This window comes from Pseudomonas sp. SDO5522_S412, from assembly GCF_054071215.1.
This window is the reverse complement of sequence record NZ_JBSVWQ010000097.1, coordinates 1-22405: the sequence shown is the minus strand read 5'-3', so window position 1 is coordinate 22405 and position 22405 is coordinate 1. Positions and strand designations below refer to the sequence as shown.

At 62.6% G+C, this 22405-nt stretch carries 21 protein-coding genes; 10 read left to right on the top strand and 11 right to left on the bottom strand.

Annotation, left to right across the window (positions count from 1 at the left end; all coding sequences use genetic code 11):
* Positions 1–129: 129 nt before the first annotated feature.
* Positions 130–1761: an AMP-binding protein gene (locus ACW9I6_RS19205; protein WP_087694671.1), complete on the bottom strand. Its 1632-nt coding sequence runs from the start codon at positions 1759–1761 to the stop codon at positions 130–132.
* Between the two features lie 145 nt (positions 1762–1906).
* Here ACW9I6_RS19205 and ACW9I6_RS19200 point away from each other — a divergent pair, with 145 nt between their 5' ends.
* From ACW9I6_RS19200 to ACW9I6_RS19185, 4 genes are read left to right on the top strand one after another with little or no spacing between them, the layout of a single operon-like run.
* Positions 1907–3070, top strand: a complete 1164-nt coding sequence (locus tag ACW9I6_RS19200) for an isovaleryl-CoA dehydrogenase (RefSeq protein WP_003212472.1) — start codon at positions 1907–1909, stop codon at positions 3068–3070.
* 14 nt (positions 3071–3084) lie between these two features.
* Positions 3085–4692, top strand: coding sequence for a carboxyl transferase domain-containing protein (locus tag ACW9I6_RS19195; RefSeq protein WP_003212470.1), 1608 nt, complete (start codon positions 3085–3087; stop codon positions 4690–4692).
* Positions 4693–4707: 15 nt separating this feature from the next.
* Entirely contained in the window at positions 4708–5514 is an 807-nt protein-coding gene (locus tag ACW9I6_RS19190; protein WP_457339669.1) for a gamma-carboxygeranoyl-CoA hydratase, read from the top strand.
* Entirely contained in the window at positions 5511–7448 is a 1938-nt protein-coding gene (locus ACW9I6_RS19185) for an acetyl/propionyl/methylcrotonyl-CoA carboxylase subunit alpha (protein ID WP_457339668.1), read from the top strand. The genes ACW9I6_RS19190 and ACW9I6_RS19185 overlap by 4 nt, the downstream gene beginning before the upstream one ends.
* Here ACW9I6_RS19185 and ACW9I6_RS19180 read toward each other — a convergent pair.
* Positions 7445–8092, bottom strand: a complete 648-nt coding sequence (locus ACW9I6_RS19180) for a LexA family protein (protein ID WP_457339667.1) — start codon at positions 8090–8092, stop codon at positions 7445–7447. The two genes, ACW9I6_RS19185 and ACW9I6_RS19180, sit on opposite strands and share 4 nt — an antisense overlap.
* A gap of 129 nt (positions 8093–8221) precedes the next feature.
* Between ACW9I6_RS19180 and ACW9I6_RS19175 the strand changes: the two genes are divergently transcribed.
* Together ACW9I6_RS19175 and ACW9I6_RS19170 are read left to right on the top strand one after the other, a co-directional pair.
* On the top strand, positions 8222–8584 hold the full coding sequence (locus ACW9I6_RS19175) for a DUF6124 family protein (RefSeq protein WP_003212463.1): 363 nt from the start codon (positions 8222–8224) through the stop codon (positions 8582–8584).
* 467 nt (positions 8585–9051) lie between these two features.
* Entirely contained in the window at positions 9052–10203 is a 1152-nt protein-coding gene (locus ACW9I6_RS19170) for a M14 family metallopeptidase (protein ID WP_457339666.1), read from the top strand.
* 54 nt (positions 10204–10257) lie between these two features.
* Here ACW9I6_RS19170 and ACW9I6_RS19165 read toward each other — a convergent pair whose 3' ends face one another.
* Positions 10258–10797 (bottom strand): cytochrome b, encoded by a 540-nt coding sequence (locus ACW9I6_RS19165; RefSeq protein ID WP_003212459.1) that lies wholly within the window; start codon positions 10795–10797, stop codon positions 10258–10260.
* Entirely contained in the window at positions 10794–11876 is a 1083-nt protein-coding gene (locus tag ACW9I6_RS19160) for a catalase family peroxidase (protein ID WP_008431493.1), read from the bottom strand. Before ACW9I6_RS19160 ends, ACW9I6_RS19165 begins: the two co-directional genes overlap by 4 nt.
* A 171-nt stretch (positions 11877–12047) precedes the next feature.
* Here ACW9I6_RS19160 and ACW9I6_RS19155 point away from each other — a divergent pair, with 171 nt between their 5' ends.
* Both ACW9I6_RS19155 and ACW9I6_RS19150 read left to right on the top strand, forming a co-directional pair.
* Positions 12048–12554: an RNA polymerase sigma factor gene (locus ACW9I6_RS19155; RefSeq protein ID WP_003212456.1), complete on the top strand. Its 507-nt coding sequence runs from the start codon at positions 12048–12050 to the stop codon at positions 12552–12554.
* Entirely contained in the window at positions 12551–13303 is a 753-nt protein-coding gene (locus tag ACW9I6_RS19150) for an anti-sigma factor family protein (protein WP_003212454.1), read from the top strand. Before ACW9I6_RS19155 ends, ACW9I6_RS19150 begins: the two co-directional genes overlap by 4 nt.
* Here the strand turns inward: ACW9I6_RS19150 and ACW9I6_RS19145 are convergent.
* From ACW9I6_RS19145 to ACW9I6_RS19115, 7 genes are read right to left on the bottom strand one after another with little or no spacing between them, the layout of a single operon-like run.
* Positions 13300–14262 (bottom strand): Csu type fimbrial protein, encoded by a 963-nt coding sequence (locus tag ACW9I6_RS19145; protein WP_457339670.1) that lies wholly within the window; start codon positions 14260–14262, stop codon positions 13300–13302. The two genes, ACW9I6_RS19150 and ACW9I6_RS19145, sit on opposite strands and share 4 nt — an antisense overlap.
* Before the next feature lie 43 nt (positions 14263–14305).
* Positions 14306–16699, bottom strand: coding sequence for a fimbria/pilus outer membrane usher protein (locus ACW9I6_RS19140; protein WP_457339665.1), 2394 nt, complete (start codon positions 16697–16699; stop codon positions 14306–14308).
* A 41-nt stretch (positions 16700–16740) separates the two neighbouring features.
* Complete coding sequence (locus ACW9I6_RS19135) at positions 16741–17526, bottom strand: fimbrial biogenesis chaperone (RefSeq protein ID WP_457339664.1); 786 nt, start codon at positions 17524–17526, stop codon at positions 16741–16743.
* A 26-nt stretch (positions 17527–17552) separates the two neighbouring features.
* Positions 17553–18053 carry a Csu type fimbrial protein gene (locus ACW9I6_RS19130; RefSeq protein WP_008431486.1) on the bottom strand — a complete coding sequence of 167 codons (501 nt, stop codon included), beginning with the start codon at positions 18051–18053 and terminating at the stop codon, positions 17553–17555.
* Between the two features lie 4 nt (positions 18054–18057).
* Complete coding sequence (locus tag ACW9I6_RS19125; RefSeq protein ID WP_032898768.1) at positions 18058–18594, bottom strand: Csu type fimbrial protein; 537 nt, start codon at positions 18592–18594, stop codon at positions 18058–18060.
* Between the two features lie 18 nt (positions 18595–18612).
* Positions 18613–19155, bottom strand: coding sequence for a Csu type fimbrial protein (locus ACW9I6_RS19120; RefSeq protein WP_003212440.1), 543 nt, complete (start codon positions 19153–19155; stop codon positions 18613–18615).
* Positions 19149–19649, bottom strand: a complete 501-nt coding sequence (locus tag ACW9I6_RS19115; RefSeq protein ID WP_424076633.1) for a Csu type fimbrial protein — start codon at positions 19647–19649, stop codon at positions 19149–19151. Before ACW9I6_RS19115 ends, ACW9I6_RS19120 begins: the two co-directional genes overlap by 7 nt.
* A 220-nt stretch (positions 19650–19869) precedes the next feature.
* Here ACW9I6_RS19115 and zapE point away from each other — a divergent pair, with 220 nt between their 5' ends.
* Both zapE and ACW9I6_RS19105 read left to right on the top strand, forming a co-directional pair.
* Positions 19870–20985, top strand: coding sequence for a cell division protein ZapE (zapE, locus tag ACW9I6_RS19110; RefSeq protein ID WP_134327000.1), 1116 nt, complete (start codon positions 19870–19872; stop codon positions 20983–20985).
* Between the two features lie 10 nt (positions 20986–20995).
* On the top strand, positions 20996–22318 hold the full coding sequence (locus tag ACW9I6_RS19105; RefSeq protein WP_457339663.1) for a leucine-rich repeat-containing protein kinase family protein: 1323 nt from the start codon (positions 20996–20998) through the stop codon (positions 22316–22318).
* Positions 22319–22405: the final 87 nt, after the last annotated feature.

The window sequence follows — 22405 nt, the reverse complement described above, 5'->3', positions numbered from 1 at the left end:
TAGGCGAGGCGCCGACAGGCGGGGCAGAGCGCTTTGGTTACTTTGCCGCTTTTTTGCAAAGTGACTCGCTGTAAGAGCGAAACCATAAGCCGCCGTTACCTAAATAACGGATAAACACCCCGCCCTCCCTCACCCCCCCTTCAACTCTTCAATCATAATTTCCCGCATCCGAAACTTCTGGATCTTCCCCGTCACCGTCATCGGAAACTCATCCACAAATTTGAAATGCTTGGGCATCTTGAAGTGCGCAATCCGCCCCTTGCACCACGTCTGCAGCTCAAGCTCATTAGCCACATGCCCCGGATGAAACTTGATCCACGCCACAATCGCCTCACCGTAACGCTCATCCGGAATCCCGATCACCTGCACATCCGCCACCGCCGGATGAGTAAAGAAAAACTCCTCCAACTCCCGCGGGTACACGTTCTCACCTCCGCGAATGATCATGTCCTTGTTACGCCCGGCGATGCACACATACCCATGTTCATCCATGGTCGCCAGGTCGCCGGTATGCATCCAGCCCGCCTCGTCGATAGCCTCACGAGTGCTGTCAGGATTATTCCAGTAACCGAGCATCACGCTGTAGCCACGGGTACACAGCTCCCCTACCTGGCCCCGAGCAACCGTGTTACCGGCGTCATCGATAATCTTGCTTTCCAGCTGTGGCTGGGTCCGGCCAACCGTCGTAACACGCCGCTCAAGGTCATCATCCGGCCCGGTCTGCAACGACACCGGGCTGGTTTCCGTCATGCCATAGGCAATCTGCACCTCACTCATGTGCATCTCGCCGATAACCCGGCGCATCACCTCGATCGGACAAGTGGCGCCCGCCATGATCCCGGTGCGCAGGCGCGACAGGTCGAACTCGGCGCGGCGCGGGTGATCAAGCATGGCGATAAACATGGTAGGCACCCCGTATAGCCCGGTGGCCTGTTCTTCGGCGACGGCAGCCAGGGTCAGCAATGGGTCGAAACCGTCACTCGGGTAGATCATCGTGGTGCCATGGGTGATGCAGCCCAGGTTACCCATCACCATGCCAAAGCAGTGATACAGCGGCACCGGGATCACCAGGCGATCTTGCGCCGTCAGGCCCAGGCTTTCGCCAACCATGTAGCCGTTATTGAGGATGTTGTGGTGACTGAGGGTGGCGCCCTTGGGGAAGCCGGTGGTGCCGGAGGTGTACTGGATATTGACGGGTTGATCGAAGTGCAGGCCGGCCTGGCGGATCTGCAATTGCTCGGGCGGGACGCCTGCCCCGAGGGCCGCCAATTGCGACCAGGGCGTAAACCCCGGGGGCGGGCTGGGATCAAGGCTGATGATGCCGCGCAGGTCAGGTTGAAGCTCCTGCAACATGCCGTGGTAATCGGAGGTCTTGAACGACCCGGCGCACACCAACCACTGGCAACCGGATTGCTTGAGTACGTACTCCAATTCACTGCTGCGATACGCCGGGTTGATATTGACCAGAATCACGCCGATTTTGGCGCTGGCGACCTGGCTGATGCACCACTCGGCGCAGTTGGGGGCCCAGATGCCCAAGCGGTCGCCGGCCTGCATCCCCAAGGCCAGGAACGCACGTGCATGCAAGTCAACCGTCTCTGCCAGTTGCCGCCAGGTGTAGCGACGCTGTTGATGGCCCACGACCAAGGCTTCGCCGTCGGAGTAGCGCGAAACCGTTTGATCAAAGGCCTGGCCGATAGTCATGGCCAGCAAGGCCTTGTCCTGACAGCCGCGGCTGTAGCTCTGATTCGATTGATCCATAACGACCCCTGTTGTCTTTTTTGTAGGTTGACGTAAACGTAAACTACGATTGACAGGCCCGCAACGCAAGTTTACGTTAACGTAAAGGTGATCGCCCTCCCCGGCGTATTGACCATACAAAAACAACGCTAGAAGGTGCCCGTCCATGAGTTACCCCTCCCTGAACTTCGCCCTCGGTGAAACCATCGATATGCTGCGCGACCAGGTGCAGTCCTTCGTGGCCAAGGAACTGGCGCCGCGCGCTGCGCAGATCGATATCGACAACCTGTTCCCCGCCGATATGTGGCGCAAGTTCGGCGATATGGGCCTGCTGGGCATCACCGTGCCGGAAGAATACGGCGGCGCCGGCCTGGGCTACCTGGCCCACGTGGTGGCGATGGAAGAGATCAGCCGGGGCTCGGCTTCGGTGGCGTTGTCCTACGGCGCGCACTCCAACCTCTGCGTCAACCAGATCAACCGCAACGGCACCCATGAGCAAAAACTCAAATACCTGCCCAAGCTGATCAGCGGCGAACACATCGGCGCACTCGCCATGAGCGAGCCGAACGCCGGCTCCGACGTGGTCTCCATGAAGCTGCGCGCCGATAAACGCGGCAGTGTGTATGTGCTCAACGGCAGCAAGACCTGGATCACCAACGGCCCTGATGCCAATACCTACGTGATCTACGCCAAGACCGACCTGGAAAAGGGTGCCCACGGCATCACCGCGTTTATCGTCGAGCGCGACTCGAAGGGCTTCAGCCGCAGCAACAAGTTCGACAAGCTCGGCATGCGCGGCTCCAACACCTGCGAGTTGTTTTTCGATGACGTCGAAGTGCCGGAAGAAAACATCCTCGGCGCACTCAATGGCGGCGTGAAAGTGCTGATGAGCGGCCTCGATTACGAACGCGTTGTGCTGTCCGGCGGCCCGACCGGGATCATGCAGGCCTGCATGGACCTGATCGTGCCCTACATCCATGACCGCAAGCAGTTCGGCCAGAGCATCGGCGAGTTCCAGCTGATCCAGGGCAAGGTCGCCGACATGTACACCCAGCTCAACGCCAGCCGCGCCTACCTGTACGCCGTGGCCCAGGCCTGCGAGCGCGGCGAAACCACGCGCAAGGACGCCGCCGGCGTGATCCTCTACAGCGCCGAACGCGCTACCCAGATGGCCCTCGACGCGATCCAGATTCTCGGCGGCAATGGCTATATCAATGAGTTCCCGGCTGGCCGTCTATTGCGTGACGCCAAGCTGTATGAAATCGGTGCCGGCACCAGTGAGATCCGGCGCATGTTGATCGGTCGCGAACTGTTTAACGAAACCCGCTGAACGGAGCGCGCACCATGGCTACCCTGCACACCCAGCTCAACCCGCGCTCGGCGGAATTCGCCGCCAACAGCGCGGCGATGCTCCAACAGGTCGACGCCCTGCATACCCTGCTCGCCCAGGTGCAGCAAGGCGGCGGCGCCAAGGCCCAGGAGCGGCATACGTCGCGGGGCAAGCTGTTGCCCCGCGAGCGGATCAATCGCTTGCTCGACCCTGGCTCGCCGTTCCTTGAACTCAGCCAGCTGGCGGCTTATCAGGTGTACGGCGAAGACGTGCCTGCTGCCGGGGTGATTGCCGGGATTGGCCGGGTGGAAGGCGTCGAATGCATGATCGTCGCCAACGACGCCACGGTGAAAGGCGGCTCGTACTACCCGCTGACCGTCAAGAAACACCTGCGCGCCCAGACCATCGCCGAGCAGAACCGCCTGCCGTGTATCTACCTGGTGGACTCCGGCGGCGCCAACCTGCCGCGTCAGGATGAAGTATTCCCGGACCGCGAGCACTTCGGACGAATCTTCTTCAACCAGGCGAACATGAGCGCCCAGGGCATCCCGCAGATCGCAGTGGTGATGGGCTCCTGCACTGCCGGTGGCGCCTATGTGCCGGCGATGGCGGACGAAGCAATCATGGTCCGCCAGCAAGCCACCATTTTCCTCGCCGGCCCGCCGCTGGTGAAGGCGGCGACCGGTGAAGTGGTCAGCGCCGAAGACCTGGGCGGTGCCGATGTGCACTGCAAGATTTCCGGGGTGGCCGACCACTATGCCGACAGCGACGAACATGCGCTGGCCCTGGCTCGGCGCAGTGTGGCCAACCTCAACTGGCGCAAGCTGGGGCAATTGCAACAACGCACGCCGCTGGCGCCGCTTTATAGCAGCGAAGAGCTGTACGGCGTGATTCCGGCCGACGCCAAGCAACCGTTCGATGTACGCGAGGTGATCGCGCGATTGGTGGACGGCTCGGTGTTCGATGAATTCAAGGCGTTGTTTGGCACCACACTGGTGTGCGGCTTTGCGCACCTGCACGGCTATCCGATTGCGATCCTGGCCAACAACGGCATCCTCTTCGCCGAGGCCGCGCAAAAAGGCGCGCACTTTATCGAACTGGCCTGCCAGCGCGGGATTCCGCTGTTGTTCCTGCAAAACATCACCGGCTTCATGGTCGGCCAGAAATACGAAGCCGGCGGCATCGCCAAGCACGGCGCCAAACTGGTGACAGCGGTAGCCTGTGCCAAGGTGCCGAAGTTCACCGTGATCATCGGCGGCAGCTTCGGCGCCGGTAACTACGGCATGTGTGGACGCGCCTACGACCCGCGCTTCTTGTGGATGTGGCCCAACGCACGCATCGGCGTGATGGGCGCCGAACAGGCCGCCGGCGTGCTGGTGCAGGTCAAGCGTGAGCAGGCCGAGCGCGCCGGCCAGGGTTTCAGCAGCGATGAGGAAGCGGCAATCAAGCAGCCGATCCTCGACCAGTACGAAACCCAGGGCCACCCCTACTACTCCAGCGCACGGCTGTGGGATGACGGCGTCATCGACCCGCTGCAGACCCGCGACGTGCTCGCCCTGGCCCTGTCCGCCGCGCTGAACGCCCCCATCGAGCCGAGCCGCTTCGGCGTGTTCCGCATGTAAATGGAGCTGCACCCCATGAGCGATTTCAACACCCTCGAACTGATCACCGACCCCCGTGGCTTTGCCACGCTGTGGCTCAGTCGTGAAGCCAAGAACAACGCGTTCAATGCCGAAATGATCCGCGAACTGATCATTGCCCTGGACCGGGTGCAAGGCGATCCGGCCCTGCGTTTTCTGGTACTGCGCGGGCGCGGCAAACACTTCAGCGCCGGCGCCGACCTGGCCTGGATGCAGCAGTCGGCCGAACTGGATTACCACACCAACCTGGACGATGCCCGAGAACTGGCGGAGCTGATGTACAACCTCGCCAAGCTGAAGATCCCGACGCTGGCGGTAGTCCAGGGCGCGGCCTACGGCGGTGCCCTGGGATTGATCAGTTGCTGCGACATGGCGATTGGCGCCGACGATGCGCAGTTCTGCCTGTCGGAAGTGCGCATTGGCCTGGCGCCGGCGGTGATCAGCCCGTTCGTGGTACAGGCGATCGGCGAACGGGCAGCCCGTCGCTATGCCCTCACAGCGGATCGCTTTAGCGGTCAGCGGGCACGGGAAATCGGCTTGCTGGCGGAAAGTTATCCTGCCGCTGATTTGGACATACATGTCGAATTGTGGATTACCAATCTGCTGCTCAACAGCCCCGCGGCCATGCGCGCCAGCAAGGACCTGCTACGGGAAGTCGGCCACGGTGCCCTGACGCCAGCGTTGCGTCGCTACTGCGAGAACTCCATCGCCCGGATCCGCGTCAGCGCCGAAGGCCAGGAAGGCCTGCGTGCCTTTCTGCAAAAACGCGCGCCCAACTGGCAGCCTCAGGAGCCGCGTTCATGAAGACGCTTACTACCGTATTGGTAGCCAACCGTGGCGAAATCGCCTGTCGGGTGATGCGCACCGCCAAGGCCATGGGCCTGACCACCGTGGCCGTGCACAGCGCCACCGACCGTGACGCGCGGCACACCCGCGAGGCTGATATTCGTGTGGACCTGGGCGGCAGCAAGGCCGCCGACAGCTACCTGCAAATCGACAAACTGATTGCCGCGGCCCAGGCCAGCGGCGCCCAGGCGATTCACCCGGGTTATGGGTTTCTTTCGGAGAACGCAGGGTTTGCCCGCGCCATTGAAGCCGCCGGGTTGATCTTCCTCGGCCCGCCCGCCTCGGCCATTGATGCCATGGGCAGCAAATCGGCCGCCAAGGCGTTGATGGAAACCGCCGGCGTGCCGCTGGTGCCCGGTTACCACGGCGACGCCCAGGATCTGGAGACTTTCCGCCAGGCAGCCGAGCGTATCGGTTACCCGGTGCTGCTCAAGGCAACGGCAGGCGGCGGCGGCAAGGGCATGAAGGTGGTCGAGGACGTCAGCCAACTGGCCGAAGCGTTGGCCTCGGCACAGCGTGAAGCACTGTCCTCCTTTGGCAATGCGCAGATGCTGGTGGAAAAGTATTTGCTCAAGCCGCGTCACGTGGAGATCCAGGTGTTCGCCGACCAGCACGGTCACTGCCTGTACCTCAATGAGCGCGATTGCTCGATCCAGCGCCGCCATCAAAAAGTCGTCGAAGAAGCCCCGGCGCCGGGCCTGAGTGCCGAGCAGCGCAAGGCCATGGGCGAAGCGGCCGTGCGTGCGGCCCAGGCCATCGGCTACGTGGGCGCGGGCACCGTGGAGTTTCTGCTGGACGCCCGGGGCGAGTTTTTCTTCATGGAGATGAACACCCGGCTGCAGGTGGAACACCCGGTGACCGAGGCCATCACCGGCCTGGACCTGGTGGCCTGGCAGATTCGCGTGGCCCAGGGCGAGCCGCTGCCGATGACTCAGGAGCAAGTGCCACTGCTGGGGCATGCGATTGAAGTGCGCCTGTACGCCGAGGACCCGGCCAACGATTTTCTGCCGGCCACCGGGCACCTGGCGCTGTACCGCGAATCCACGCCAGGGCCCGGGCGCCGGGTAGACAGCGGCGTCGAACAAGGCGACAACGTGTCACCGTTCTACGACCCGATGCTGGGCAAGCTGATTGCCTGGGGCGAGGACCGCGAGCAGGCACGCCTGCGGCTGCTAAGCATGCTCGATGAGTTTGCCGTAGGCGGGCTGAAGACCAACCTGGGCTTCTTGCGACGCATCATCGGCCATCCGGCGTTTGCCGCTGCCGAGCTGGATACCGGGTTTATCCCGCGTTATCAGGATGAGCTGCTACCTGTGCCAGGGGAGTTGAGCGATGAGTTCTGGCAGGCCGCCGGCCAGGCGTTCATGCAGACCCAACCGAGCACTGACACCCGTTCGCCCTGGGCCGACACCCGAGGTTTTCGCGCAGGCTTGCCGGGCGAGGTTTCCCTGCACCTGAGCTGCAACGGCCAGGATCGCCTGGTAATGCTGCAAGCCGGCGTCAACCCGCCCCAGTTGCACGGCGAACAATTGCTGATCGACCAGCACGGCGTGCGCCGCTCCCATCTGGCGGTACGCGAGGGCGGCAGTGTGTTTTTGCGCTGGGACGGCGAGGTGCACAGTGTCAGCCTGTTCGACCCGATTGCCGCCGTCGACGCCAGCCAATCCCATCAGGGCGGCCTAACCGCACCGATGAACGGCAGCATCGTGCGAGTGCTGGTGGAAGTCGGGCAAACGGTTGAAGCCGGTACGCAGTTGGTGGTGCTGGAGGCCATGAAGATGGAACACAGCATTCGCGCGCCCCATGCCGGCGTAGTCAAGGCGCTGTACTGCCAGGAAGGCGAAATGGTCGGTGAAGGCAGTGCACTGGTGGAGCTGGAAGCCGCGAGTTAAAACCTCGTGACCGCCTGCGCCACCACGCCGATGATCCGGCACTCTTCACTGAACAGCATCTTCGGGTATGTAGGGTTGAGCGGCACCAGGTAAAGCTGGCCGCCCTGCCTGACCCATTTGCGCAAGATCGCCTGGGAATAAAATGCCCATTGGGCCACCACCAGTTTGCCGGGCTCGGGCTGGATGGCCGGGTCCACCAGAATCATCGTGCCTTCATTGATACTCAAGCCGCTGGGGGCGGTCATGGCGTCGCCAGTCACGCGCATCCAGAACGCCTTGCCATGGGCGTGATAGTCGCTCATCTGAAAACGAGTAACGCCGTACGGCCGAGGTTCTTCCTGCAATGGGTAGCCTCCCTTCCCTTCGCTCACCGGGTAACGGTAATTCGGGTTGTAGTGCGGCGCCGGCTGCAGTTCCTCGGCAACCGCCGCGAGCGCTTTTTCGCGAACCACCAGCGCGACCTCGAGCCCATCCAGGCCCAGCTCCTGCATCACCCGGTTCATATCGGCAAGGCTCGGCACCCGACGCTTGTTCAGCCAGTGGCCGACCCCGCCCTGAGACATGCCCAGGCGCGACGCCAGTTGGTCCTGCGTGACCTTGCGGTCTTTCATGTTGGCCTTGACCAACGCTATCCATTTATCCATGGGCCCTGACAATACGTTGTGTACTCACCACGACAATAAACAGTTTGTAGTAATCAATAAAACGCCATAAATACGATTAGTACTAATATCGATTGCAGGCTTTCGACACCCACACAGAGCACTGCCCTTATGACGACCACCTCGTATACCCTGCCCGACACCTGCGATGAAGACGAGCGGCTGTTCCTGCGCAGCAGTGGCGCCGCCCAACGCGCGCTGGACTATTACCTGAAAGAGGATGCCGCACCGCCCTCCGTTGACGATACGTTGTTCGAGGTCAAGCCCGGCATCAGCGACGAGGAGGCCCTGGTCCACGCCTCCGACCTGCTGCGCAGCGCCGCGGCCACTGCGTACGAATCGGCAAACAGCGCCCACGGCAATAGCCGGGACCTGGCGTTTTCAGTGGTCTATTTGATTGATATGGCGAAGGTGATGGTGGAGCGGTCACTGCGGCTTTCGGCGAGGGGTGCCGAACAGCCGGCCAGCCTGTAACAGGCACGCGGGAAAAATATTTCTATCCGAGGGATAAAAACATTTGACTTGCAAATGATAATGATTATTATTGGACCTAGCTGATCGCGAGATCAGTCGATAGACCAAGAGACCTTAGGTCGGACTCTTGGAATATCTCCTCATCAGGCTAATCACGGTTTTTGACCCGGCTCTTTGGCCGGGTCTTTTTTTTGCCAGTTTTTCCCTGGCGTGACTTCAGGCTAATGAAGACTGTGTGTTGCTTGATGGCGCGCATGGTAGCAAAAGACCATCGCCAAAAGAAAGTCGATCGAGCGCTCTAGGCCGGTTCTTTCAAAAATAGCACTTGAGAATCAATCTCATAGATTCTAAGCTGCGGCGGCGTCATGGACGACGCCCCCCTCTTCACCCGCAAAAATTGCATCCAGGCTTTGCCCCGCTCCGGTGTAAAATGCCCGCCACAACACTCATATTCAGGCAACCAGACTATGACCGTGGCCTTGACCTCCATCAAGATCAGCACCGACTTCGACAGTGGCAATATCCAGGTGCTCGACGCCAGTGATGCTCACCAGTTGCTGCTGGCGATAAAGCCCGATACGCGCAGCCAGCACTTCCAGTGGTTCCACTTCAAGGCCGAAGGCATGCATGTGGGTCACACCCACACCTTCCGCCTGAGCAATGCCGGCCACTCGTCCTACAAGCACGCCTGGAGCGGCTACAACGCCGTGGCGTCCTACGACCATATCAACTGGTTTCGGGTACCGACCCGCTTTGATGGCGAGACGCTGCACATCACCCTCGAAACCCGTGAAAAACAGGTCTGGTTCGCCTACTTCGAACCCTACAGCCGCGAACGCCACGACTGGCTGATCGACCAGGCGCTGAACCGCGCCGGCACGCAATTGCTGGCCACCGGCAAAAGTGTCGAAGGCCGTGATATCCAACTGCTGCGCCGTGGCAAGGGCGAGGCCAACAAGCGCAAGGTCTGGATCATCGCCCAGCAGCATCCCGGCGAGCACATGGCCGAATGGTTTATGGAAGGCATCATCGAGCGCCTGCAACAGGACGGTGACGCCGAGCTGAAAAAGCTCCTGGCCGCCGCCGACCTGTACCTGGTACCGAACATGAACCCCGATGGCGCGTTCCATGGGCATCTGCGCACCAACGCCATGGGCCAGGACCTCAACCGCGCCTGGCAGAGTGCGAGCCAGGAGATCAGCCCCGAAGTACTGTTCGTCCAGCAACAAATGGAAAAGTACGGCGTTGACCTGTTCCTGGATATCCACGGCGACGAGGAAATCCCCTATGTGTTCACCGCCGGTTGTGAAGGCAACCCGGGCTACACGCCACGTATCGAGCAGTTGGAAAAACACTTCCGCAGCCACCTGAGCAACCTCACCCGGGATTTTCAGACCGCGCATGGCTACACCCGCGACCTGCCGGGCGAAGCCAATATGACCCTGGCGTGCAACAGCGTCGGCGAGAAGTTCGATTGCCTGTCCCTGACCCTGGAAATGCCCTTCAAGGACAACGACGACGCGCCCAACCCGCACACTGGCTGGTCGGGCAAACGCTCGATGCAGTTGGGCAAGGATGTGTTGAGCAGCGTGGCGGATATCGTCGGCGTATTGCGCTAAACATCCACGATCCCGGCGACGGCTGCATCACAGCAACCGTCGCCGGGGAAGGCTTCAGTCCTTGCTGCCGGTCATGCTTTGCAACACACCGTCACGCCGGATCAAACCGTGGAACAGCGCCGCCGCCAGGTGCAACAACACCGTCAGAAACAGCAAATACGCCAGGTAACCGTGAGCCTTGCGCAACACGGCAAACAACGGCGCATTCGCCCCCACCAGCGCCGGCAACTGTACCGAACTGCTGAGCATCACCGGGTCGCCGGCCGCTGAAATCATCGCCCAGCCCAGCAGCGGCAACACCAGCATCAACGCATACAGCACCACGTGGGAGGCCTTGGCCGCCAGCACTTGCCACAGCGGCAAGTCGGCAGGCAGCGGCGGCTGGCGCGTGGAAAAACGCACCACCAGGCGCACGATCACCAGCGCCAGGATCGCAATGCCCAGCGGCTTGTGCAGGTGGATCAGCCACTCATGGCGTTCGGAAACCGAGGCCACCATGCCCGCGCCGATAAACAGCATGGCGATGATCATCAACGCCATCAGCCAATGCAGCAGCCGCGCCAGCGGGGCGAAAAACCGGGGTTGGGCATTCATGGCTTCGACTCCTGAGGGGCGCTGTGCAGCTGGCTGACTTCGCTGGTGCGACGCAGGTAGGAACTGGCGTACGCCGCCGAACGGGCGGCCAGCAATGGGTCATTCGAGGCTTCGATACCGCTCGGCAGCACCAGTGGATCAAAGTTGATGTCACGGCAATCACCGTCCATTTGCGGCTGGCTGCTTTCCAGCACCAGGGTCCCGGCATTCAGCACCTTGTGCTCACCGGTCCAGGTCTTGCTGGCGTCATCCACCGGGTCGCCCGGGTTGGCCAGGGTGAGGTTCAACTGCCAGCGCAACGGCCCGGCCACCAGGCGCTGGGCCAGGTCTTTTTCGAGGAAGTCGCTGCCGGCGGGCGCCGTGGCCCCCGCAGCATCCTGGCTTTGCGGTACGACGCCCCAGCGCACGGCCTGGCGTTGGCCGCTGGCGTTTACCAGGTAAAACGCGTTGATGCCGTTATAGGTTTCAGTGGCATAGCTGGCAGACGGTTTGGCGGTCTTGACCCAGGCCAGGAACGGCGCGGTCTCGGGGTGCGCCGCGAAGAACGCCGGCATGCCTGCCGGGTTCGGCTTGCCGGTGGCCGGGTCAGGTGCGCCGGCCTTGAGCATCTCGAAGAAGGCCTCGGGCGTGCCCACCGGGAACACCGGCATGCTGTTCATCCCGGTGCGCCATTGCTGGCCGTTGGCCAAGTTGAACTGCAAGGCAAAACTGCGGATCGGCACGCTGCTGTCCGGCGCATACGGGTTGCCGCTGGGCAGCGCAAAACGCCCGATAACCGGGGTACGCGCCTCGCTGAATACCTGGGCACTGGAATACTGGCGCGCTTCGGGGCTGCTCTCGAAATAACCGGCCACGCACACGCCCTTGGCATGGTTGCGCCGGTAGCCAGGGTGCAAGCCGTTGTTGGTTTCCAAGGCATTGACCAGGGTTTTGGGGCGCAACCGCTGTGGGTCGAGGCTTCCGTTAACGTAGGCAAACGCCCCGGCCACGACGGCAACCACCACGCCGATGCTGGCCAACCGAATTATCAGGCTTGCGGTGCTCAACGGCGGACGGGGCGGTGATGAGTGATCTACCATGAAATAACTCCAGGGCCCAAGGCCTTGAGTGGGTGAAACATAAGGTCGGAACACTTGGGACGAACGCCAGCGCACTCTATTCCCTGGCCTGCTGTTTATTTTTATTGGCCTGGAATAACCTTCAACGCCGGACGTCTTCCTAGTCCCAGCGTAGTGACTAGCCAGAATCCCATGCACGAACTCGACGAACAGTTACGTGAACTCATCCCCAGGTTGCGGCGTTTTGCCGTGTCCCTGACGCGTAACACCAGCAGCGCCGACGACCTGGTGCAGGCGAGCCTTGAGCGCGCGATCATCAGTTGGGCCGACAAACGCCTCGAAGGCGACTTGCGCGCCTGGCTGTTCTCGATCCTCTACCGGCAGTTCCTCGACGCCCATCGGCGCTCCCGGCGGTACACACGTATGCTGGAATTTTTCACCGGCCGCGATGATTCGCAGCCGTCGGTCGAGCGCACCGTCATCGCGCAATCGACCCTGCAAGCCTTCGACAAATTGAACACCGAACAGCGCGCCCTGCTGCTGTGGGTCTCGGTGGAAGGCTTGAGCTACAAAGAAGTCGCCGACATCCTCGAGGTGCCCGTGGGCACCGTGATGTCTCGCCTGTCGCGCGCGCGCCAGGCCCTGCGCCAGCTCAGCGACGGCGAAATCACCAGCCCTGCCCTGCGGATACTCAAATGATCAGCCTGCCTCCCAGCGAACGCGATTTGCATGCCTACGTCGATCACCAGCTCCTGGACGCCGACCGCCGCCAGCTCGAAACCTGGCTGGCGGCCCACCCGGACGTCGCCGCCCAGGTGCACGCCTGGCAACAGGACGCGCAGCACCTGAGGGCATCGTTGAGCGGCGCACTGCAACAACCCGCCAACCCCGAGCTGGACCCCGCCCTGATTCGCCAGCGGGTCAAGCGCCAGTCACGCCGCCATCTCGCAACCGCCGCCATGCTGTTGATTGCCGTCAGTGTCGGCGGCCTCGGCGGCTGGCAGGCCCGCCAGGCCACGCTGCTCGAGAGCATGGCGCCCATGAGCGACGCGATGCAGGCCTACCGCCTGTTTGCCCAGGACGGCATCTTGCCCGCCGACTACCACGTGCAAAGCGGTGGCGACATGCAAGGCTGGCTCGACCGTTACTTCAACCAGGCCTACCGCCTGCCGGACCTGAGCCAGGCCGGGTTCAAGGCGGTCAGCGGGCGCCTGCTCAGTACCGAACAAGGCGCGGCGGCCATGGTGCTGTATGAAGACCCCCAAGGGCGACGCATCAGTTTCTATATCCGTCCGCCAGGCCCGGAAAACAAATTCCTGCCCCGTGGCAGCCGCAGTGCCGACGGGCTGCAGGCCGAATACTGGTCGGGCGCGGGCTACAACTATGCGATGGTCAGCCCGCAAGACCCGTCGACCACGCAGATGCTCAAGCAGACGATGCGGTTCTAGAAGGCCACATCCAGCACCACGTTATCGACGTAGGTGCCGGCCGGCGGTGTTGTCTGGTTGGTATAGATCGCGGCGTTGTAGTTGAACACCTGGCTGCCGGTGCCCAGGCCATTCCCGGGGTTCACCTCAGCCGTGGAGCTGGCGCGCCGGGCAGTGGTCACGCTGCCCCAGCGAGTGGTGGTGGCGCTTTTGAAGATGTCGTAATTGAGGAAGTTGCTCCCCGAGATCATCCGCCGCTGCCCGCCCACACTCACCGGGTTCTGCCCGTCGCTGATGCCCACGGTGTAGGCACTGCCCTTGGTGCAGGCAATCGTGGCTTGCCCGCTCACGCTGGAAAAACCACTGATCACCGGGGCGCTGCCGAAGCTGATGTTGGGCGCGGTGATCGTGCAGTCATTGGCCACGGTCATGCTGACGGTCAACGTCGTGGTGCCACTGTTGATATCCCGCCCCAGACAAATCCCGCCGATACCAATGCCCGAGCAATAGTTCCAGTTCCAGAAAATACTCAGGGTTTCGCTATAGGTGCCGGCCGCCACGTTGCTGCCGATCGTCGTGCTCATGTAAAGCGGCAAGGTTTTCGTGCCCGGCCCGGAAATCAGACCGGCGGTTTGCGCGATGCCGCCGGGCCCGCCAAAGTCGAACGCGGTGCCCCGGGTCATCGGAAAGCCGGTGGTGTTGTTGGCATAGACCGTGTAGCTGATCACATCACCGGTGGGCCCAACCATGCCGCCCTGGGAGGAACCGGTGATGGTGGCGTAAAAGTGGTCGGTGGAAGCCAGCAACGAAATCAGGGCAGAGGTACAGTTCAAGCCGCCGGAGGTGGTCGAACTGGTCTGGGCGGCAGTGCGCACGGTCATCGAACTCACCGACGTGCCAAAGCTGGCTGGCACGGTCGCCCCCACCGAACACAAGGCTTGCGCCTGCTGCACGCCCCCAAGGCTCGCCAACACCAGCATTCCCGACACCCATCCCTTGACCCGCACACCCACACTCCTTATCTCATTGGCAAACCAGCGGCCCGATCAGCGGCACCTGCTCCTCGTTGATATCCACGTCGAACGTTGCCTGGCAGGTACGGCCCTCACCCACAGTGACTTGCAAGGTGTTGTGGGCCGCCAGGTTCTCCAGGTACACCAGGCCATCCCACCCCACCACCGCGCGCGCCCCGGTTTGCTCATGACGCACCTGGCTGCCCAGGGGCAGGTCCTGATGCCGGGCATCCACCAGGGTGATACTGGCCGCGATCACCCGGCGCACCGGGAACTCCAGCAGGTAGCCGCTGCCGCGCCGCACCGCCACGCGCTGCTCGACATTCGGGGTCTGCACGTTGACCGGCAAGTTCAGCGGGTCGATTTCATACTTGCCGCGGTAATAAGCGCTGCTCCACGGCACCAGCAGGTGCCCATTACGGTCGGTTTCCCCCACCAACTGGTTTTCATAGAGCACCGGCACCCCGGAATAGCCGTCGGTGCTCACCACCACAAACGCGTCATTGACCTGGTTGGCCGTGAACACCTGATTGTCCATCCACACCAGCGAGCCACTGGCATCCGCCCAACGGGTCTCGGCGTCACTGCTGCCGTACACGCCCGCCTGCAATTGCACCGACTGCATGCGCCAGGTCAGGTCGGCCTGGCGATAGGCGGGGCCGTCGCCACTGGCATACCCCAGGTTGTAGCCCACGCCGCCTTCGGACGGCACCGCCCGGCTGTAGTTGACCCGCTGGCGACTCTCGCCGGCCTGGCTGCGCTCGTTGCTCAAGGCCAGGCTGCCATAGATGTCGAACGGGATGACCAACTGCGCCTGCATGGCCCAGTTGCTGTCACCGACCTCGCGGTTGGCCGACAGGTAGAAACTGGTGTTGCGCCACAGCTGTTTGCTCCAGGTGAGGTTCATCAGCCGGGTGCGGGAGTCATCGGCCGCCTGCACATCGAAATAGCCGGCACCGATGCTGCCGAAATCGTTGAGGTTCAGGCTCAGGGTCACCTGCTCGCTGCGCTTGCTGAGGCTCGCATAAGGCGTGTCGACCAGGGTCAGGTCGGCGTATTGGTCGCGGCGTTCTACTCGCTGGTATGACAGGCTGTAGCGCTGGTTGCTGTATTGATAACCGAAGCTCAGTTGCTGGCCGGTCTCGCCATCAAACTGGCTTTGGCTGAGGGCGGTATTGAGCACCCCGAAGTTGCCCAGCCGCACGTTGCCGCCGAGCCCGCCCAGGGTCAGGTCGCCTGAGGCTTCGGCATGGCTTTCCAGGGTGAAGTAGTCCGACACCCCGTAACGAAAGGTGCCGCTGGCCACGCCCGGCCCGTAGCCAAAATCCCGAATGGTGTAGTCGCGGCGCAAATTACCGGCCGCCACGGAAAAATCCGACAGGCCTTTTTGCAACAACGTACTGGTGACGTAGAACGGCACGGTGGTCGACACCTGCCGGCCCAGGGCATCGGTGGTGACCACCACCGCTTCGCCGGCGCCGTTGATAAACGGCACGTTGGTCAAGGTGTAAGGGCCCGGCTGCAGATCTGCGCTGCTGGATTTGTAGCCATTGATGAACAGGTCCACCGACGACGGCACCGCCGCCTCCCCGGCAAATTGTGGCAAGGGGTAAGTCACCAGGTCCGGGCGTACGCCGAAATCCCGCGACACTTGCACCCCGCCCAGGCGTACCGAACTGCTCCACGGCAATGCGCTGCTGATCACGTCGCCCGCCTCGTAGGTCAGCAGGCGCTCATCGTCGGAAAAGCGCCAGGTGGTGTCATAGCGCCGGTAGCCATTGTTCAAAGTGCTGCCGCTGGCCTGGCCGCCAAAGGTGGTGCGGTATTGGCCGGTATTGGACAAGGTGCCCCAGGTATCGAACAGCCGCACTTCGTTGAAAATGCCCAGGTATGTGCCGGCGTCATCGGTGTCGTTCAGGTAAGCGTCATAGTTGAGCAACGCACCAAAACTGGTGAGTGCCTGGGCGCGCGGGTAGTTGTTGCGGCTGCCGATGAACTGCGCCGGCAACCACGCCGGCGGTACCGTCAACATGAGGCGCTGGCCCTGGCTGTCGTAATCGGTGTGCAGGCCCGGCAGGTGGTCCAGCGCGACCTCGGTGGTGATCTCGGCCGGCAGCTTCATGCCCACGTCCCGCAAGGTGGCCGCCGGCACAAACAGGCCGCCGGCGCGCTGATCCACGGCCACCACCCGGCCAGTGTCCATCTGGTTGACCACCAGTTCGAGGAACAACTGTGCATCGGCAACAGCCTCCATGTTGCTGGGCGGCGGCGGCAACGGCGCGGCCACGCCAAGCGGCGCAAGCACCAGGCCCGCCAGGCCGCCCACCACCCACACCGATCGCCATCGACTACGAGCCCAACCATGGCTCACCAAGGCTTTGTGTCCATCAATGGACATCTCCATCCGTTAAGACCAAGGGCTGCTCCATGCCCTATTCCATTGCGTTACCGTCCCGGCGCAAGGTTCTCCAGTTGCGTTGCGCCATTGACTCGCACCTGCAGCGGCTGATCGCCCGCGACACCTTGTGGCACCGGCCAGCGCATGGTTGCGCCCGGCAGTACATAGCCGAGCAGGCCGTCAACCAGCGGCCGGGTCTGCCCGCCCTGCTTGAACGCCACATCGGTGAGCCGCGCGTGCACCGCGCCCTGGTTGCGCATCTCCACATAGTTGCGCCCGCCGACGGTGACTTTTTTCCAGCTCAGGTCAGGCTTGCCCGCGCCCTTGGGGTCGCGCTGGCGCGTCGCGTCTTCCTTGCTCCACAGGCCTGCGCCGTAGGCGAACAACGGCACCGAATAACGCATCTGAAAGCGGATGGCTGCGGCCGTCTTGCCATCGGCTGCGGGGGTTTCAGGGGCGGCGGCGGGGATTTCGTCGATGATGATCCGATAGGCCAACTCCTGGCCCGGCGGCACTTCCCGGGTCCGGGTCAGGCGCACCAATTGCTTCTGCCCCGGTTCGATCTTCGCCACCGGCGGACTGCCGATCACGTCGCGCTGGTTCTGGTACTGCTCGTCAAACCCGCCCTGGCTCCAGGCAAATACCCGGATCTGCAGGTTGGCAGTCTCTGTACCGCGGTTCTCCAACCACAAGGCGCTGGCCTGTTGATCGGCCTCCAGCACCGGGTCAATGGGCCAGATCAGCACCGAACTGGCAGCCTGGACCTGCCCGGCGCCCAACGCCACCAGACCGATAAAACCCGCAACCCAATACCGCCGGGAAGCTGCAAACATAGATTCCACTCCTCATGCCAATCGCCTTACCAGGACAGCTGCACCTGCAGCACGTCGCTGTACGTCCCCCCAGGCTGATTACCCGGTAACACCACCCGGCCGTAAATCGGCAGGGTTATATTGTTCGCGTTGCTGTAGGCCACGCTGACGCTTTGACTGATCCCCAGGCTCTGGCTCAGGGCCGCGTCCTGAAACAGCTGGTAGGCCACTTGGGCACTGCCGCTATTGAGTTGCATGTGCCGGCCACTGGCGTTGTACAAGCCGCCGTTGACGCTCATGTTCAAGGTGACTCCCGGGGTGCATTGCAGCGTTACCCCGCTGCTCAGCGCCACCGACACCGTGCTGGTGGACAACGACGAATAGCTGCCGAACGCCAGGCTGCCGTAGTTCGTGCCGCCGCCCACCACCAGGCAGCCTGCGGCAATCGTCGCGCTGACCTGGATTGTCTGGCTGGTCACCGCCAGCAACGACAACGGCATTCCCCAACCCGTGATGACCGCCAGCGTCGCCCAGCAGGCCCGCTTCATGGCACTAGAACGTCAATTGCACGGACACCGTGTCGGTGTAGGTACCCGCCGGCAGACCTGCCTTGCCCACGGCCTGGCCGTAGATGTTCACGGTTTGCGCAACGCCCGTGCTCGCACCTACGTTGATGGTTCCGTTGATCGCCAGGAGTGTCGAATGCCCGGTGTCGGTGTAGAAGTCATACGGCACATAATTGGCCACGCCGTCATACAGCGCCCGGGTGCCGCCCGTGGACTGGCCGTCATGGGACCCGGCACCCACAGTGATCACCGGCGAGGTGCCCGAGGAACACTGGATCGACAACGCGCCTCCACCGCCGCCCAGCACCTGGCCGGACTGCGTTGTGAATTGGCTGTTGGTGGTACCGAAATTGATCGTACCGAAGTTCAAACCGGTGGTGCCGCCCACGCCGTTGACCAGGCAACTGTTGGTCAGGATCAGCGTGGAGCTGATCTGCCCGGTGACCGTCGTGGCCGCCTGGGCACCCGATACCCAGGCCAGTGCGACCAATGGGAGAACTGCTTTAGATACAAGTGCATGCATGATGTCCATCCTCATGAATTACCAATCCAGAGTCACCGTCAGGGTGTCTGTGTAGATGCCGGCCGGTAGGGCCCTGGTATTCGCCACCACCGAGCCGAATACCGGGATCGGTACCTGTGCGCCCTTGGTCACGACGAAATTGCGTTGCTGGCCGATGCTGTAGGTGCTTCGGCCCGCAGGATCGGCCGACAGCCGATACGGTATGGTTTGCCGGCCATTGCTCAAGCGCCGGGTGATGCCGTCGCCATGGGCGCCGCCGTCGATGGTCACGGTGAAACTGCTCACCACCGACGGGTTGCAGGACACAGCGAGCGCGGCCTTGTCGCCATCACTGATGCCGGCACCCAGGCCCTTGTCCCAAGTGGGTCCGTGGCTGCCGAAATCCAGCAAGGCCGAGCCGCCATCCGGGCTCACCGGCGCGCTGTCGGTGCCTTTGCTCACCTGGCAACTGGCAGTGATCACCAGCCGTGCGTGAATCTGCCCGGCGACCGCCGCCTGGGCGTCCTCGGCCAGGAGCAACAGGCCGCCCAGCGCGATGCAGGCCAGGGCGCGGCTTACCATGTCACCGTCACTTTGAGCAGGTCGGAATAACGCCCCACGGCCGGTATTTCCTTGAGCGGCTCGATGCGTCCGTAAAGTGGCAAGTCCACCGTGCCGGAATCGGGCACACGGCCGCTCAACGGTACGTCCACGGCCAAGGGGATGCGGCGTGCGGCATCGGCATAAATTCGATAGGGAATGGGTTTGATCGAGGGGGCAGCAGCGCCCAGGTAACGTACTTCGCCGATGCCGCCATGCAGGCCGCCGTCGACACGCATCTGATACGGCGTATCCGGGTTGCACTCCAGGCGTGGCTGGCGCTGGCTGATCAAGGCTGCACTTAACGGGCCTGCCGGGTCATCCAGCCGGGAGCCGCTGCCGAAATCCAGTACACCGAGCTGCTCGATCCCTGCTTCACGCGTGGTGCCGACCAATTGGCACCCCCGCTGCACGTCGATACGCACCTCAACCTGGAGCTGGGCACCATAAACCGTGTTGCAGAGCATCGCGCTCATGATTGCCAAGACTGCGTGTCCCTTCACTGCCCCAAATCCTTATACAGGGGTGACTGCTGTGTATGAGGTTAGTCACTTGAAGGGAATCCGCCAGTCAGGTCGGTGTTTTGGATCCATTGACCCATGCCTTTTCCAGATAGCTCGCGCCGTGCTTCTCTATTGGTCAAACCGCGACCGGCGCTCTAAAGTGAGCGACCACCGAAACACAGAGTGACTGACATTGGCTGCTTTACCGCCCCTGCTCAAACGGTTGCTGGGTAAAACCGCGGCGACCACCGCCGCCCCCGGTATCAGCGCATTCTTCCAGGGCAAGGCCCGGCAACAGGGCTATACCCTCAGTCCAAGCCAGCAACAGGTGATCGAGACCATGGCCCGGCAAACCGACCATCTGCTGGCCGGGCGCCCTACCCGCAGCCTGTACCTGCACGGCGCCGTCGGCCGGGGCAAGAGCTGGTTGCTGGACGGCTTTTTCCAGGCGTTGCCGATTGCCGAGAAACAGCGCGTGCACTTCCACGACTTTTTCGCCCGTCTGCACCAGGGAATGTTTGCCCATCGCCAGCAGCGCGATGCATTGGCCGTGACCCTGGATGAGTTGCTCGATGGCTGCCGCGTGCTGTGCTTCGACGAGTTTCACGTACATGATATCGGCGATGCGATGCTGATCAGCCGCCTGTTCAAGGCCCTGTTCCGGCGCGGAGTCTGGGTGCTGGTAACCTCCAATTATCCGCCCGCCGGGTTGCTGCCGAACCCCTTGTACCATCAGCGGTTCAAGCCGGTGATCGAGCTGATCAGCGCGCGCATGGACGTCATGGAAGTCAGCGCCCCCCAGGATTTTCGCAGCCTGGCCCAGGCCCATGGCGATCAGCGGTTCAGCGCTGGCCAGTTCGTGTGGCCGGGGACTGCCGCGCAACGCCAAGCCCTGGGCCTGCCGTCAGCGGATCAGGCCCCGGTCAGCCTGACCGTCGGAGCCCGGCAATTGACTGCCCGCTGGCACCAGGACCGCAGCATTGCCTTCACCTTCAGCGACCTGTGCGAACAACCGACCGCCGTCATGGACTACCTGCAGCTGTGCCGCGACTATGAACGCTGGATCATCGACGGCCTGCCGCACCTGGCGGACTGTCCGATTGCCGCCCAGCAACGGTTCATCAACCTGGTGGACGTGCTCTACGACCAGGACAAGCAATTGGTGCTGATCGGCGAGCAGCCGCTGGAGCAATCCCTGAGCGGCCAGGCCATCGATTTGGCGCGCACCGCCAGCCGCCTGGGGCAGTTGCAGAAGATCGGGCCGCAACCCGCTATCATGAGCGCCATTCACGCCCCTATTGCCGAGTGACGCGCCGTTCATGGATACCCTTGCCCAACTCAAGGCCGGCCAACTGGCCGGTATCAAACGCCTGGACCTGCGCTGTGGGCTGACCGAGTTCCCCCGGGAAATCTTCGACCTGGCCGACTCCCTGGAAATCCTCAACCTGACCGGCAATGCCCTGAGCAGCCTGCCGGATGACCTGCACCGCCTGCCCCATTTGCGCGTGCTGTTCTGTTCGGAAAACGCCTTTACCGAACTGCCGCAATGCCTGGGCCAGTGCGCGCAGTTGAGCATGATCGGCTTCAAGTCGAACCAGATCAGCAGTGTCCCGGCGACGTCGCTGCCACCCTTGCTGCGCTGGCTGATCCTCACCGATAACCACATCAGCCAATTGCCGGACGAACTGGGTGAACGGCCTTTGCTGCAAAAACTGATGCTGGCCGGTAACCACCTGGAGCAGTTGCCGCAAAGTCTCGCCCAGTGCAAAAACCTCGAATTGATCCGCATCGCTTCCAACCGCATGACCCGCCTGCCGGACTGGTTGCTGGGTTTGCCGAGCCTGACCTGGCTGGCCTACGCCGGTAATCCGGTAGAGATGGCCGTGGAAGAGGCCCGCCATGACGCGACGCCAAACATTCCCTGGTCCGAGCTGGAATTGAGCGAAGTGCTGGGGGAAGGCGCTTCCGGAATCATCCGCAAAGCGTACTGGGCCCCGTCAAACGGGCCGGTCAAGGCGGTCGCGGTCAAACTCTATAAAGGCAGCATTACCAGTGACGGCTCGCCCCTGCACGAAATGCACGCCTGCATCGCCGCCGGACTGCATGCCAACCTGATCAAGGTAGAAGGCCGTGTCGTCGACCACCCGGAAGGCCAGGCGGCGCTGGTGATGCAACTGATCGAACCGAGCTACCGCAACCTCGCGGCGCTGCCGAGCCTGGCGTCGTGCACCCGGGATATCTACGAGCCCGGCACCCGTTTCAGCGCAGACGTTGCGCTGCGCATGGCCCGGGGCATCGCCTCGGTGGCGGCGCACCTGCACGCGCAAGGTATCACCCACGGTGATCTGTACGGCCACAACATTCTGTGGAATGAAGCCGGTGAATGTCTGCTTGGGGACTTTGGTGCAGCGTCGTTTCACGCCACGGTCGACAGCCAGGAAACCCGCGCGTTGCAGCGCATCGAAGTCAGGGCGTTCGGGGTGTTGCTGGGGGAATTGCTGGAAAGGATTGATGCGGGGTTGAACGAGCAACAGCGCGTGGCACTGGAAGCCTTGCGGGACAACTGCTGCCAGCCGGATGTGTTGGCCCGGCCTGGGTTCGAGGAAATCACAAGCTTGTTGCAGTCTTCCAAACTCCGCTAAACCCAATGTGGGAGCGGGCTTGCTCGCGAAGGCAATCTACCCACCCACCCCCCCCCCACTTCCCCACCATCCTCCCTAGTCCGCCCG